11 protein-coding genes are annotated in these 13,278 nt (G+C 69.1%); 6 read left to right on the forward strand and 5 right to left on the reverse strand.

The genetic code is table 11. From position 1 onward, the window contains the following. Together OX89_RS12890 and OX89_RS12895 are read right to left on the reverse strand one after the other, a co-directional pair. Positions 1 to 427, reverse strand: a 427-nt coding sequence (locus OX89_RS12890) for a CoA transferase (protein WP_047350904.1), incomplete at its 3' end; no start/stop codon positions are given. Continuing rightward, on the reverse strand, positions 424 to 1,410 hold the full coding sequence (locus tag OX89_RS12895) for a tripartite tricarboxylate transporter substrate binding protein (protein ID WP_047350905.1): 987 nt from the start codon (positions 1,408 to 1,410) through the stop codon (positions 424 to 426). The genes OX89_RS12890 and OX89_RS12895, both read right to left, overlap by 4 nt. Positions 1,411 to 1,540: 130 nt before the next feature. Here OX89_RS12895 and OX89_RS12900 point away from each other — a divergent pair, with 130 nt between their 5' ends. Continuing rightward, positions 1,541 to 2,470, forward strand: coding sequence for a LysR family transcriptional regulator (locus tag OX89_RS12900; RefSeq protein ID WP_047350906.1), 930 nt, complete (start codon positions 1,541 to 1,543; stop codon positions 2,468 to 2,470). A 33-nt stretch (positions 2,471 to 2,503) separates the two neighbouring features. Here the strand turns inward: OX89_RS12900 and OX89_RS12905 are convergent, their stop codons facing one another. Both OX89_RS12905 and OX89_RS12910 read right to left on the reverse strand, forming a co-directional pair. Then, on the reverse strand, positions 2,504 to 4,594 hold the full coding sequence (locus OX89_RS12905; protein ID WP_047350907.1) for an acetoacetate--CoA ligase: 2,091 nt from the start codon (positions 4,592 to 4,594) through the stop codon (positions 2,504 to 2,506). 71 nt (positions 4,595 to 4,665) lie between these two features. Continuing rightward, on the reverse strand, positions 4,666 to 4,905 hold the full coding sequence (locus tag OX89_RS12910; protein ID WP_012655189.1) for a DUF6139 family protein: 240 nt from the start codon (positions 4,903 to 4,905) through the stop codon (positions 4,666 to 4,668). Positions 4,906 to 5,077: 172 nt separating this feature from the next. Between OX89_RS12910 and ubiM the strand changes: the two genes are divergently transcribed. The 5 genes from ubiM (at position 5,078) to OX89_RS12935 (ending at position 12,311) form a co-directional block, all read left to right on the forward strand. Next, the gene (gene ubiM / locus OX89_RS12915) at positions 5,078 to 6,343 is read left to right on the forward strand and encodes a 5-demethoxyubiquinol-8 5-hydroxylase UbiM (protein WP_047350908.1); all 1,266 of its coding nucleotides are present in this window, start codon (positions 5,078 to 5,080) and stop codon (positions 6,341 to 6,343) included. A gap of 87 nt (positions 6,344 to 6,430) precedes the next feature. Continuing rightward, positions 6,431 to 7,441 (forward strand): sensor domain-containing diguanylate cyclase, encoded by a 1,011-nt coding sequence (locus OX89_RS12920; protein ID WP_047350909.1) that lies wholly within the window; start codon positions 6,431 to 6,433, stop codon positions 7,439 to 7,441. Positions 7,442 to 7,519: 78 nt separating this feature from the next. Next, positions 7,520 to 9,427 carry a radical SAM protein gene (locus OX89_RS12925; RefSeq protein ID WP_199856243.1) on the forward strand — a complete coding sequence of 636 codons (1,908 nt, stop codon included), beginning with the start codon at positions 7,520 to 7,522 and terminating at the stop codon, positions 9,425 to 9,427. Positions 9,428 to 9,523: 96 nt separating this feature from the next. Further along, a complete protein-coding gene (locus OX89_RS12930; RefSeq protein WP_047350910.1) occupies positions 9,524 to 10,822 on the forward strand; it encodes a PAS domain-containing methyl-accepting chemotaxis protein in 1,299 nt (432 codons plus the stop codon). A gap of 202 nt (positions 10,823 to 11,024) precedes the next feature. After that, the gene (locus tag OX89_RS12935) at positions 11,025 to 12,311 is read left to right on the forward strand and encodes a solute carrier family 23 protein (RefSeq protein ID WP_047350911.1); all 1,287 of its coding nucleotides are present in this window, start codon (positions 11,025 to 11,027) and stop codon (positions 12,309 to 12,311) included. Positions 12,312 to 12,444: 133 nt separating this feature from the next. On the opposite strand, the gene OX89_RS12940 is transcribed toward OX89_RS12935, so the two are convergent. Further along, complete coding sequence (locus OX89_RS12940) at positions 12,445 to 13,176, reverse strand: zf-TFIIB domain-containing protein (protein WP_012655183.1); 732 nt, start codon at positions 13,174 to 13,176, stop codon at positions 12,445 to 12,447. Positions 13,177 to 13,278: the final 102 nt, after the last annotated feature.

Here is a 13,278-nt window from a genome sequence, read left to right on the forward strand (position 1 = left end):
GGCGTTCAGACTCTACCGCGCTGGTCTGGTTTAAAGATACAAGCGCGCTCAGGCTGCCGTAGTCGAGGCCATACTGCTTCAAGCCGCCGGTCTTGAAGTTCTCGATCAGCACGTCGCTCTGCTGCGCCAGGCGCCGCACTAGCTCCTGCCCCTCGGGCCGCGTGATGTCGATGGTCACCGACTGCTTGTTGCGGTTGGTGCACATGTAGTAGGCCGACTCCCCCGTGGGCGCGCCGCTGGGGTCGGTCACGTAGGGCGGGCCCCAGGCGCGCGTGTCGTCGCCGCTGCCGGGGCGCTCCACCTTGATGACCTCGGCGCCCAGGTCACCCAGCGTCTGGGCGGCCCAGGGGCCGGCCAGCACGCGCGACAGGTCCAGCACCTTCACGTGCTGCAGCGCGCCGGGTTGCAGGGCGGGCGGTGAGGTCATTGCAGCGGCACCTTGGCCTGGGTGACGATGCGCTTCCACAGCGCGATCTCGTTCTTCTGGAACTCGTGCATCTGGGCGGGGCCGCCGGTCATGGGCGTGGCGCCCAGGCGCTCGTAAAAGGCGCGGGTCTCATCCATCTTGGAGATGGTGGTGAACAGCTCGGCCAGCTTGGCGGTCTCGGCCGCGGGTGTCTTGCTGCTGACCATCGCGCCCACCCAGGTGTAGGCCTCGAAGCCGGGCAGGCCAGCCTCGCTGGCGGTGGGCACGTCGGGCGAGGTGGCCACGCGCTTGTCCGCCGCCACGGCCAGCACCTTGACGCGCCCGCCCTTGGCCAGCTCCTGCACGGCCGTGACTTCGGCAAAGGCGTAGTCCACGGTGCCCGCGGCGAGGGCGGTCATGGTCTCGCCGGCGCCCTTGAACGGCACATGCACGGTCTGCACGCCGGCGCTGTCGTTGAGCAGCTCGCCCATGAGCTGGTAGCCGGCCGAGCCGGCGCCGAAGTTCACCTTGCCCGGGTGGGCCTTGGCATAGCTGACCAGCCCCTTGAGGTCGGCAAACGGCGCCTGCGGGGCCGTGGCCAGCATGGCGGGCGAACGCATCATCATGGTCAGCGGCGCAAAGTCCTTCACCGGGTCGTAGGGCAGCTCCTTGAACAGCGCCGCGTTCACCGCCAGGGTGGAGTTGCTGCCGATGAAGACGGTGTAGCCGTCGGCCGGGGCCGAGAGCACCTGCTTGACCGCGATGAAGCCGTTGGCGCCGGGCTTGTTCTCCACCACCACGGACTGGCCCGTGAGGTCCTGCAGCTTGCGCGCAAAGTAGCGCGCCGAGGTGTCGGTGCCGCTGCCGGGCCCGAAGGGCACGACGAACTTGAGGGTCTTGGACGGGAAGGCCTGCGCCTGCACGGCGGGCGCGAGGGCGGCGCCCAGGGCCACGAGGCTGGCGCCCGCCAGGGCGCGCAGGGTGGTTCTGCGGTGGAATGCCATGTGCAATGTCTCCTTGGAGTTTCTGCTCCGCTACGGTGCCCCGCAAAGGGGTCGGAGTTGGCACTCTAGGCAGCACCTTGCATGCTGTCTAATATTAAGAATTTAGATTTCAATACTTTTTTCATATCACATGAACCTCCGGCAACTCAGCCAGTTCGTCGCATTGGCGGAAACCGGCAACTTCCACCGCGCGGCCGAGCGCCTGCACATGGCGCAACCGCCCCTGTCGGTGTCCATCCGCAAGCTGGAGGAAGAACTCGGCAGCCCCCTGTTCGAGCGCACCACCACGGGCGTGGTGCTCACCCCGGCCGGCGAAGCCATGCTGAGCGACGCCCGCCGCGCGCTGTTCCACGCCCAGCAGTGCCGCCAGGCGGTGCAGGACGCGCGCGAGGGCGAAGGCGGGCTGCTGCGCCTGGGCATCATCGGCTCGGCCACCTATGCGCTGCTGCCGCAACTCATCCCCTCGCTGCGCCAGCGCTATCCGCAGATCGAGTTGGAGCTGAGCGAAGCCACGTCGTCCGAGATCCTGGAGGGGCTGGTGTCGCGGCGCTTTGATGCCGGCCTGCTGCGCTACCCGGTGCTGGACCCGAGCGGCTTCGAGCTGCTGCCGCTGGACCGCGACGACTTCGTGCTGGCCGTGGCCGAGAGCAGCCCGCTGGCGCAGCGCGACGCCATCGCGCTGGCCGAGGCCGCGCACGAGCCCTTCATCATGTACCCGCAGCACAAGGTGCCCAGCCTCTCGGCCCTGGCCATGATGCGCTGCCAGTTCTCTGGCTTTTCGCCGCGCGTGGCGCAGGAGGCGATGCAGGTGCAGACCATCATGAGCCTGGTGGCTTCGGGCCTGGGCGTGGGCCTGGTGGCCAGCGTGGCGCGGCAGGTGGTGCCGCGCGGCGTGAAATGCCTGGCGCTCACCGACAACCCGCCGGGCTTTCACGTGGGCATTGCGCTGGCGCGCCTGGCCGGCGGCACCAGCCGCGTGGTGGAGCGCTTCACGGAGCACGCGCTGCGCTTTGCCAGCGTGCCGCGCGTGGAAGGCGAGAACTGGGACAAACCGGGCTGAACCGCCCGTCCATCAAGCGCGAGCAGCTATCTTTTATGAAGCAACCGCCGCCGCACGTTGCCGCGCAAAGTCCACGTACCACGCCAGGCAGCCGGGGTTGGCCATGGCGTCCGGGTTGACCACCTTGTCCATCGACTGGCCCAGCAGCAGCTTCTTGACGGGCAGCTCCTGCTTCTTGCCGCTCAGCGTGCGCGGCACCTCGGCCACCTGCACGATTTCGTCGGGCAGGAAGCGCGGGCTCAGGCTGGCGCGGATGGCGTCGTTGATCCGCGCGCGCAGGCCGTCGTCCAGCACCAGGCCGCTGCGCAGCACCACGAACAGCGGCATGTAGCTGGCGCGGCCCAGGTATTCCAGGTCCACGACCAGGCTGTCGAGCACCTCGGGCAGGGCCTCGACGGCGCTGTAGATCTCGCTCGTGCCCATGCGCAACCCGTGGCGGTTGATGGTGGCGTCGCTGCGGCCGTAGATCACGCAGCCGGGGCGGGCGCTGGAGCCGATCTCGATCCAGTCGCCGTGGCGCCAGACGGCCCCGGCCTCGGGCCCCAGATCCCCGCCGCCGGGCCTGCGGCCATGGCCGGGCGGGTACATGTCGAAGTAGCTGGCGCGGTAGCGCGCGCCATCGGCGTCGCCCCACAGGAACAAGGGCATGGACGGGATGGGCTGGGTGCACACCAGTTCGCCCACGGCGTCCAGCACCGGGCGGCCCTGCTCGTCCCAGGCCTCGACGGCTGCGCCCAGCATGCGGCACTGCATGCGCCCGGGCGTTTGCGGCAGCTCGCGATTGCCGCCGATGAAGGCGCCCGCGAAGTCGGTGCCGCCGGAGATGTTGCACCACCAGACCTGAGGCACGCCCGCGCTGGCCAGGAGTTGCGATCCCCACCGCTGCACTTCGGCAGGCAGCGGCGACCCCGTGGAGCCCAGCACGCGGATCGCCGACAGATCGCCGCAGGCCGCAGGGGTGATCCCGGCCTTCATGCAGTGGCCGTAGAACGCGGCGCCAGCGCCGAAGAAGGTCACGCGCTCCTCTGCTGCCATGCGCCACAGCACCGTCCAGTCGGGCCGCTCCTTGCTGCCGCCGGGGTTGCCGTCGTACAGCACGCAGGTGGTGCCGCCCAGCAGGCCGCCGACCTGGGCGTTCCACATGATCCAGCCGGTGGAGCTGTACCAGTGGTAGCGCTCGCCCAGGGAGTTGGGCGCGTAGCTGCAGCCGATGTCGTTGTGCAGCACCGCCAGCTGCAGCATCACCAGCATCATGCCGCCATGGCCGTGCACGATGGGCTTGGGCAGGCCGGTGGTGCCGCTGGAATAGACGATCCACAGCGGGTGGTCGAACGGCAGCCACGCCGGTTCAAAGGCCGCAGTCTCTGCATCATTTCGGGCGATGACGCTTGCGTAGCAAGCGGTATCAGCTACTGTTTTTGAAGCATCCAGGTTGTTCACCAGCACCACGTGGCGCAGCGTGGGCAGTTGCGCGCGCAGCTCCGCCAGCACGTCGCAACGGTCGTGGTCGCGCCCCCCATAGGTGACGCCGTCCACGGCCAACAGCACCGTCGGTGCGATCTGGCGGAAGCGGTCCAGCACCGCGTGCGTGCCCATGTCGGGCGCGCACAGGCTCCACACCGCACCGATGCTGGCGCAGGCCAGGAAGGCGACGATAGTCTCGGGGATGTTGGGCAGGTAGGCTGCCACGCGATCGCCGGGCCGTACGCCTTGGGCCCTCATGTGCAGCGCCAGCGCCGCCACCTGCCGGCGCAGCGCGGGCCAGGACAGCTCGCGGCGCTCGCCGCGTTCGTTGCGGCCGATGAGGGCCGGCTGGCCCGCGGCCTGTGCGGCGTTCACATGGCGCAGCACCTGGCGCGCGTAATTCACCTGCGCGCCGGGGAACCACTGCGCGCCGGGCATCACGTTCTTTGCGAGTACCGCGCGGTGCGGCGTGGGCGACTGCAGGTCGAAATAGTCCCAGACGCTCTGCCAGAAGGCGTCCAGATCGGTGGTGGACCAGCGCCATAGCGCGTCGTAATCGTCAAAGCGCAGGCCGTGCTGCGCCTGCAGCCCATCCTGGTAGCGGCGTATCTGGGGCGCGTAAGGCGGGTGTGTTGGGGGGATGTTGTGGTGTGTCTCCATGCGCACAGCCTAGCGCGGTAGCGGTCGCCGTGCGCGCCACGCACGTGACAACTGGCCGGTCGCACCTGGCCTCAGCGCCGCGGCTGCTCCGTCACGCTGGTGATGGCATAGCCCTTGTCACGCAGCTGCCGTCCGGGCTCGGGAATACCAAGGTCGTTCCAGTGCGCCTGGGTTTCGTCCCGTTCCACGGCGCGGTGCTCGCAGTTCCAATCGGTATTGATGGCCTCCTGCGGTATGGGCTTGCCCTCGGGCACGGCCAGATGGGAATAACGCCCCTCGGCTTCGGATCGGCGGTAGATGTCCACGCGCATGTCGGGTCCTTTGCTTGCTGGTTGCAGGGTTCTCCACTGTAGTGAGACCATCGCCCGCCCGGCGTAGGACGCGGCCGCATGGCCGCCGTGCTTGACGCAAGGCAAGATCGCCGCTTTCCGCCCTGCCGACAATTGCCCGCTGTTGCCACTGCCGGCGGCCTGTTTCTGAATCATGACAACACAAGACGTTTCCTCTCAGCGCAGCGACGTGCTCATCGTGGGTGCGGGGCCTGCCGGGCTGTCGCTGGCGGCCTCGCTGGCCCAGGCTGGCATGCAGGTGACGGTGCTGGAGCAGCAACCCGCTTCCACGCTGGCCGCGCCCCCGGCCGACGGGCGCGAGATTGCACTCACCCACCCCAGCGTGGCGACGCTGCAGCGCATCGGCAGCTGGCAGCGCCTGGCCGCGCACGAGGTCGGCCTGCTGCGCGAGGCGCAGGTGCACGACGGCCCCGTGGGCCAGCGCGGGGCCATGCAGCTGCACGCAGGCGGCAGTGGCGTCCAGCATCTGGGCTGGATCGTGCCCAACCACGCGCTGCGCCGCACGGCCTACGAGGTAGCCGCGCACACGCCCGGCGTACGACTGGTCACCGAGGCGCGCGTCACGCGCGTGGCCGTCACGCCCGCGCATGCCGAGCTGGAATACACCGACACCCGCAACCTCGACGCAGCGCCCCTGCGTCTGCAGGCCCCGCTGCTGGTGGCTGCCGACAGCCGCTTTTCCGCCACGCGGCGCCAGTTGGGCATTGGCGCGGCCATGCACGACTTCGGCCGCACGGTCATCGTCTGCCGCCTGCGCCATGAGCTGCCCCACCACGAGGTCGCGCACGAGTGCTTCGGCTACGAGCAGACGCTGGCGATCCTGCCGCTGCCGGGCGACCTGGTCGATGGCGCGCCGATGTGCTCGGCCGTGGTCACCACCGGCGCGGCGCATGCGCAGGAGCTGCTGGCACTGCCCCCTGAGGCATTCGCCGCACGCGTACAAGCCCAGTTCAAGGACCGCCTGGGCGCCATGCGACTGGTGGGCGAGCGCCACGCCTACCCGCTGGTCGCCGTGTATGCGCACCGCTTCGCCGCCGCGCGCTGCGCGCTGCTGGGTGACGCGGCCGTCGGCATGCACCCGGTGACGGCGCACGGGTTCAACCTGGGGCTGGCGGGTGTGGACAGCCTCACGCGCGCACTCACCCAGGCACGCGAGCGCGGCGCGGACATCGGCGCCGCCAGCGTGCTGGAGGGTTACGCGCGCGGCCATCACCGCCACGCCTGGCCGCTGTACCAGGGCACGAATGCCATCGTGCGCCTGTACACCGACGACCGGCCGCTGCCCCGCCTGCTGCGCCAGGTGGTGCTGGCGGGCGCCAACCGGCTGCCGCCCCTCAAGGGCGCCATCGTGAGCCAGCTCACAGGCCGGCGCCCCGCCTGGCCCAGCGCCGCACCTTAGCGCGCACACCGTGATCCAACTGGAGGGGCAGGCGTTCGCTGCCTGTCCCGGCCTGCGTCCTGCGGCACACCCACCCATAATGGCCGCATGGACAACCTGTTGGACCATCTCAGCGAGACCGTCACCCGCGCACGCACCGTCGAAGAGCTCACCCGGCCGCTGCTGGAGCTGCTGGAAGACATCACCGGGTTCGAATCCACCTACCTCACGGTGGTGGACCTGGAGCGGGGTGTGCAACGTGTGCTGTACGCGCGCAACACGCGCCAGATGCAGATCCCCGAGGGACTGAGCGTGCCCTGGCACGATACGTTGTGCAAACGCGCGCTGGACGAGGGCCGCCCCTTCACCGCCGACGTGGGGCAATGCTGGGGCGATTCGCAGGCCGCGGCGGCGCTGGGCATCCAGACCTACGCCAGCACACCGGTGCGCATGGCCGACGGCCAGCTCTACGGCACGCTCTGCGCCGCCAGCGACGAGCGCCAGGAGCTCACTTCGCAGGCGCGCAACGCGCTGACGCTGTTCGCGCGGCTCATTGGCCAGCAGGTCGAGCGCGAGCTGCTGCTGCAGCAATTGCTGCAGGCCAATGCCCGGCTGGCGGCCTATGCGGCGACCGATGCCCTTACCGGCCTACCCAACCGCCGCGCGCTGCGCGAGATGCTGCACCAGCAACTGGCGCAAGGCGCGCGCCAGGGCACGGCGGTGCTGATCGCCTTCATGGACCTGGACGGTTTCAAGGCGATCAACGACACCTATGGCCACGAGGTGGGCGACCTCTTCCTGGCCGACATGGCCGAGCGGCTGCGCGGCGCGGCGCGCGCGCAGGACTTCGTCGCACGCTACGGGGGCGATGAGTTCGTGGCCGTAGGCCCCGGCCCCGCGCCCGGCCCGGCGCTGGAGGCGGCCCGCCAGGGGTTCGGCCAGCGCCTGGCACAGGCCACGCGCGGGCGCTTTGGCGGGGCGGACGCCCCCATCGACTACGCCGGCGCCAGCGTGGGTGTGATCGCCGTGCTCCCCAACGGCATGACGGCCGATGAGGCGCTGCGCGAGGCCGACCGCGCCATGTACGCCGCCAAGAAGGCGCGCCGCGCCGTGCGCTGAACAAGCCCCCGCACGGGCATGCGCGGCAGGGGGCCGGGATAATCCGCCGCTCTGCCAGCCCCCTCCACCCCTTTGCCCATGCCCGCAGCCCTGCCCCGCGTGCTGTCCGTCATCCCGCCGATGACGCAGCTCAACACGCCCTACCCCTCCACCGCCTACCTCACGGGCTTTCTGCGCTCGCGCGGCGTGCCGGCGTGGCAGGAGGACCTGGCGATCGCGCTGGTGTTGCGGCTGCTCTCGCGCGACGGTCTCGCGCAGGTCGCCGAAAGGGCGCGGGCCCTGCCCGCAAACGCGCAGAGCCCGGCGGTGCAGTCCTTTCTTGCACAGCAGGAGCGGTACCTGGCCACCATCGGCCCAGCCATGGCCTTTTTGCAGGGGCGCGACAGCACCCTCGCGCACCGCATCGTGGGCCGCCACTACCTGCCGGAGGGGCCGCGCTTCGCGGCGCTGGACGTGTACGAGGACGACGGCAGCGGTGACCCGCTGGGATGGGCCTTCGGCGCCCTGGGCCTGACCGACAAGGCCAAGCATCTGGCCACGCTGTACCTCAATGACCTGGCGGATGTGCTGCAGGGCGCCGTGGACGCGCGTTTCGAGTTTGTGCGATACGCCGAACAGCTCGCCGGCAGCCAGCCCACGTTCGACCCGCTGGCTGACGCGCTGGCGCAGGCGCCGACCTTCGTGGACGAGGTGCTGCAGCAGCTCACCCATGAGGCCGTCGCGCGCCACCAGCCCGGCGTGGTGCTGCTCTCAGTGCCCTTCCCGGGCTCGGTGTACGGCGCGTTTCGCATTGCCCAGGCCCTCAAGGCACAGCACCCGCACATCGTCACCGTACTGGGCGGCGGCTTCGTCAACACCGAGCTGCGCGAGCTGGCCGACCCACGGGTGTTCGATTTCTTCGACTACGTGACGCTGGACGCCGGCGAGCGCCCGCTGCTCGCGCTGCTGGAGCACCTGCAAGGCCAGCGCGGGCGCCAGCGGCTGGTGCGCACCTTTGTGCGCAATGACGATGGCGCCGTGCAGTACGTCCACCTGGCGGAGCCCGACGTCGCCTTTGCCGAGATCGGCACGCCCACCTGGGACGGCCTGCCGCTTCAGCGCTATCTGTCGCTGCTGGACATGCTCAACCCCATGCACCGGCTGTGGAGCGACGGGCGCTGGAACAAGCTCACCGTGGCGCACGGCTGCTACTGGAAGAAGTGCAGCTTCTGCGACGTGAATCTGGACTACATCGGCCGCTACGAGGGCGCCAGCGCCCAGGTGCTGGCCGACCGCATCGCGGCCATCGTGGCCGAGACCGGGCAGACCGGTTTTCACTTCGTCGATGAAGCCGCGCCACCCAAGGCCCTCAAGGCGCTCGCGCAGGAGCTGATCGCACGCGGCACCGGCATCTCCTGGTGGGGCAACGTGCGCTTTGAAAAGACCTTCACGCCCGAGCTGGCCGAGCTGCTGGCCGACGCGGGCTGCATCGCCATCTCGGGCGGGCTGGAGGTCGCCTCCGATCGGCTGCTGGGCCTGATGAAGAAGGGTGTCAGCGTGGACCAGGTGGCACGCGTGACCCGTGCCTTCAGCGACGCCGGCATCCTGGTGCACGCCTACCTGATGTACGGCTTTCCCACGCAGACCGTGCAGGACACGGTGGACGCGCTGGAATACGTGCGCCAGCTGTTCGAGAACGGCTGCATCCAGAGCGGCTTCTTCCACCGCTTTGCCTGCACCGTGCATTCACCCGTGGGGCAGAACCCCGAGGAATACGGCGTGACCCTGGCCCCGTTGCCGCCGGGCGGCTTTGCCAAGAACGACGTGGCCTTTATCGACCCCACGGGCGTGGACCACGACGCGCTGGGCGCGGGGCTGAAGAAGGCCATCTACAACTACATGCACGGCATCGGGCTGGAGCAGGACGTGCGCATGTGGTTCCCCTTCCACGTGCCCAAGACCACGGTGCGGCCAGGCCGCATCGCGCGCGCCCTGGCGGCGCGATAGCTATTGTTTTAATAGCCTCTCGCGCTTTCCCCGCAAAGCGTTGCGCTCACCGCGCGTACACTACATGCCCGGTATTTCTGAGCAACGAGGTGTCCTATGTGGTGGCAGCAGCAACGTTTTTCGGCACAAGGGCGCTGGCAGGCCATTGCAGAGCAGACGGCCGTGGTCGAAGTGGATGTCCAAGGCGCGGTGCGCGAAGTGAACGCGCGGTTTTGTGACCTGCTGGGCTACCAGCGTGCCGAATTGATCGGCCTGCCCCAAACGATTTTCTATCCGCCGGAATACGTTGCCAGCCCTGCCTTTCAGGCCAATTGGCGGCGCCTGTGCGGCGGCGAATTCGTGCAAGGCACGGCGCAGCGCCGCTGCAAAAACGGCACCGTGGTCTGGGTGCAGGGCATGTTCTACCCCGTGCGCGATGCCCGCGGCCGGGTGGAGCGCATCGTGGGGCTGGTTTACGACGTGACCGCCACGCAAGAGCAGACGCAGCGCGCCCATGCCATCCTGGAGGCCATCGAACGCTCCATGGGAGTGATCGAGTTCGACCTGCAAGGCCATGTGCTGCGCGCCAACGACAACTTTCTGCACACCATGGGCTACACCCGCCAGAACCTGGTGGGCCAGCACCACCGCATCTTGTGCCCGCCCGCGTTCGCGCAAAGCAGCGACTACCTGCGCTTTTGGGACGATTTGCGCGCGGGCGTGTATTCCAAGGGCAAGATCGAGCGCGTCGATGCGCGGGGGCGCACGGTGTGGCTGGAGGCGACGTACAACCCGGTGCTCGACCCTGACGGCGTGGTGAGCCACATCGTCAAGTTCGCCACCGACATCACCGCGCGTGTGCAGCAGGCGCAGGCGCGCGAGCAGGGCGTGAACACGGCGTTTGCCGTGGCGCAGGAGACGCAGCAGCTCTCCGAAGAAGGCACGCAAACCATCGTCGACGCCACGGCGCGCATCCAGTCGATCGCCCAGCTGTTCGAGGACACCGCGGCCCGCGTGCACGAACTCGGGCGCAAGACCGAGAGCATCGCCGCCAGCGTGCAGGGCATACGCCGCGTGGCCGACCAGACCAACCTGCTGGCCCTCAACGCGGCGGTGGAGGCAGCGCGCGCCGGCGTGGCCGGGCGCGGCTTTGCCGTGGTGGCCGAGGAGGTGCGCAAACTCGCCGGCGACAGCCGCACCGCCACCAACGACATCCACCAGACCATCCAGGCCGTGCTGCAGGAGATGCGGGCGATGATCGACCACATCCAGGGCGGCGTGGCGGCGGTGGAGCAGGGTGCCCAGCTGTCACGCCAGGCGCGCGACGCCATCGAGCGCATCCGCGAGGACGCACACAAGGTGGTTGACGTGGTGCAGGAGCTGCACGCGCTCGAGACCGGCAAGCCGGGGCGCTGAGGGCCTGGCAAACCTGGGCCCCGTGACGGCAGAAAACGGCCCCGCCACGCTCGGCAGGCCGGCGGCAATGGGCCCGTCTGGCACCCCTGGGTGATAGCGCACTCCTGCACACTCCTGATTTGATAGCTGTTTGCGCTTGCCACACAAGCGCCAGAGGCCCATCTAACCTCTAAAATCAGCGCTTTCACACAAGGAGAGCCCCATGGCCCTTTTGCAATGGAATGAGCGCCCGGCGCAGGTGCTGCAGGGTGGCGGCGTGATCGGACCGGATGAGCGGCTGCCCTGGGCGCAGACCGGGCTGATGGGCATCCAGCACGTCATCGCCATGTTCGGCGCCACGGTGCTGGCGCCCATCCTGATGGGGTTCGACCCCAACGTGGCGGTGCTGATGAGCGGCATCGGCACGCTGATCTTCTTCTTCATCACCGGTGGCAAGGTCCCGAGCTACCTGGGCTCGTCGTTCGCCTTCATCGGCGTGGTGATCGCGGCCACGGCCTATGCAGGCAAGGGCCCCAACGCCAACATCGGCGTGGCGCTGGGCGGCATCATCGCCTGCGGCCTGGTGTACACGCTGGTGGGCGTGGTGGTGCACCTGGTGGGCACGGGCTGGATCGAGCGCTTCATGCCCCCGGTGGTCACCGGCGCGGTGGTGGCCGTGATCGGGCTGAACCTGGCCGGCATCCCCATCAAGAACATGGCGGCCAACAACTTCGAGGCCTGGATGCAGGCCCTGACCTTCGTGTGCGTGGCGCTGGTGGCGGTATTCACCAGCGGCATGCTGCAGCGCCTGCTGATCCTGGTGGGACTGATCATCGCCAGCCTGCTGTACGCGCTGCTGACCAACGGCATGGGCCTGGGCAAGCCGATCGACGTATCGGGCATCGCCAACGCCGCCTGGTTTGGCCTGCCGCAGTTCCACGCGCCCGTGTTCAGCGCGCCCGCCATGCTGCTGATCGTGCCGGTGGTCATCATCCTGGTGGCCGAGAACCTGGGCCACATCAAGGCCGTGACGGCCATGACCGGCAAGAACCTGGACCAGTACATGGGCCGCGCCTTCATCGGCGACGGCGTGGCGACGATGGTGAGCGGCGCGGTCGGCGGCACGGGCGTGACGACGTACGCCGAGAACATCGGCGTGATGGCCGCCACGCGCATCTACTCCACGGCGGTGTTCCTGGTCGCGGCGCTGCTGGCGGTGCTGCTGGGCTTCTCGCCCAAGTTCGGCGCGCTGATCCAGGCGATCCCGCTGCCGGTCATGGGCGGCGTGTCCATCGTGGTGTTCGGCCTGATTGCGATTGCCGGCGCCAAGATCTGGGTGGACAACCGGGTGGACTTCTCGCAGAACAAGAACCTCATCGTGGCGGCGATCACGCTGATCCTGGGCACGGGCGAATTCACGCTGAAGTTCGGCGACTTCGCGCTGGGCGGCATCGGCACCGCGACCTTCGGCGCCATCGTGCTGTACGCGGCCCTGAACCGTGGCAAGTAAGGCTGGGCGGGAGCGCCCAGGCGCTCCCGTATCCATAGCTGCTGGCGCTTATCCTGAAACGATTCAAGGCACTTTCCGCCTTGATAATCAATCGTAACAAGCGCCAGCAGCTCTTTTTTTAGTAGCAAACCGATCACCGCCGCAACAGCGACCACACCATCTCGATGCCCGCGGTGAGCAGGTCGAACTCGTCGCTGCGCGTGCCCTCCAGCCGTTCGCGCTGGCGCGCACGCTCCTCCCGCGCACGGTTGCGCTCCAGCGCCACCAGCGCGTCGGCCAGGGCGTCGGGCGAGGCGGCGTCCGCCGGCGCGGTCTGGCGGGCGGCGCTGCCGTGGCGCGCCAGGGCCTTGTCCACCGCCTGCGGGTCCAGCAGCGACAGGGCCGAGCGGCAGTAGGGGCAGGCGTGGTCGTGGCGGATGTCCACCGTGCCGCCGCAGCTTGTGCAGTTGATGGTGCCCACACGCTCGGCCAGCGCCTCGATCTCCATCGTGGACAGGTGCCGCACGAAGCCCTTCTCGACCATGAACGAACCAAAGGTCGAAAAGCGCCCGTGGCGCGCCGCGCAGCGGTAGGTGACGTAGCGCCCGCCCTGCGCCACGTCGTAGCCCTTGGCCAGCGCCTGGCTGCAGCGCGGGCAGCGCAGCCGGTCGGCCAGCGGGTGGTGCGCGTCGCCTCGGTGCTGGTGCAGCAGCTCGAACAGCTCCAGCACGGCCGCCGGCGCCAGGCGCGTGTTCTCCTGCGGGTCGAACCACATGCCCTGGCAGGCAAAGCACAGGTCCAGCTCCAACGTGCCTCCGGTGCTGGCGGCAAAGCGCCGGATCTCGGTGGGCTGGCGGCACGAGGGGCAAAGCGGCGTGAACGGCATGGTGGACGCGATCGTACTGCCTGCCCGGCCGGTGCCGCGACGCGGCCGCGCCTGCGCGGGCGGCCTGCGTCAGCGCGGTGTAAGGCCAGGGTTATCCCTAGC

The organism is Diaphorobacter sp. J5-51, from assembly GCF_001023515.1.
GTDB lineage: Bacteria > Pseudomonadota > Gammaproteobacteria > Burkholderiales > Burkholderiaceae_C > Diaphorobacter > Diaphorobacter nitroreducens.

Bases quoted from the DNA above. Each gene is read 5' to 3' on its own strand.
- OX89_RS12895 (WP_047350905.1), bottom strand. From the start codon at position 1,410: ATGGCATTCCACCGCAGAACCACCCTGCGCGCCCTGGCGGGCGCCAGC.
- OX89_RS12900 (WP_047350906.1), top strand. From the start codon at position 1,541: ATGAACCTCCGGCAACTCAGCCAGTTCGTCGCATTGGCGGAAACCGGC.
- OX89_RS12905 (WP_047350907.1), bottom strand. From the start codon at position 4,594: ATGGAGACACACCACAACATCCCCCCAACACACCCGCCTTACGCGCCC.
- OX89_RS12910 (WP_012655189.1), bottom strand. From the start codon at position 4,905: ATGCGCGTGGACATCTACCGCCGATCCGAAGCCGAGGGGCGTTATTCC.
- ubiM (WP_047350908.1), top strand. From the start codon at position 5,078: ATGACAACACAAGACGTTTCCTCTCAGCGCAGCGACGTGCTCATCGTG.
- OX89_RS12920 (WP_047350909.1), top strand. From the start codon at position 6,431: ATGGACAACCTGTTGGACCATCTCAGCGAGACCGTCACCCGCGCACGC.
- OX89_RS12925 (WP_199856243.1), top strand. From the start codon at position 7,520: ATGCCCGCAGCCCTGCCCCGCGTGCTGTCCGTCATCCCGCCGATGACG.
- OX89_RS12930 (WP_047350910.1), top strand. From the start codon at position 9,524: ATGTGGTGGCAGCAGCAACGTTTTTCGGCACAAGGGCGCTGGCAGGCC.
- OX89_RS12935 (WP_047350911.1), top strand. From the start codon at position 11,025: ATGGCCCTTTTGCAATGGAATGAGCGCCCGGCGCAGGTGCTGCAGGGT.
- OX89_RS12940 (WP_012655183.1), bottom strand. From the start codon at position 13,176: ATGCCGTTCACGCCGCTTTGCCCCTCGTGCCGCCAGCCCACCGAGATC.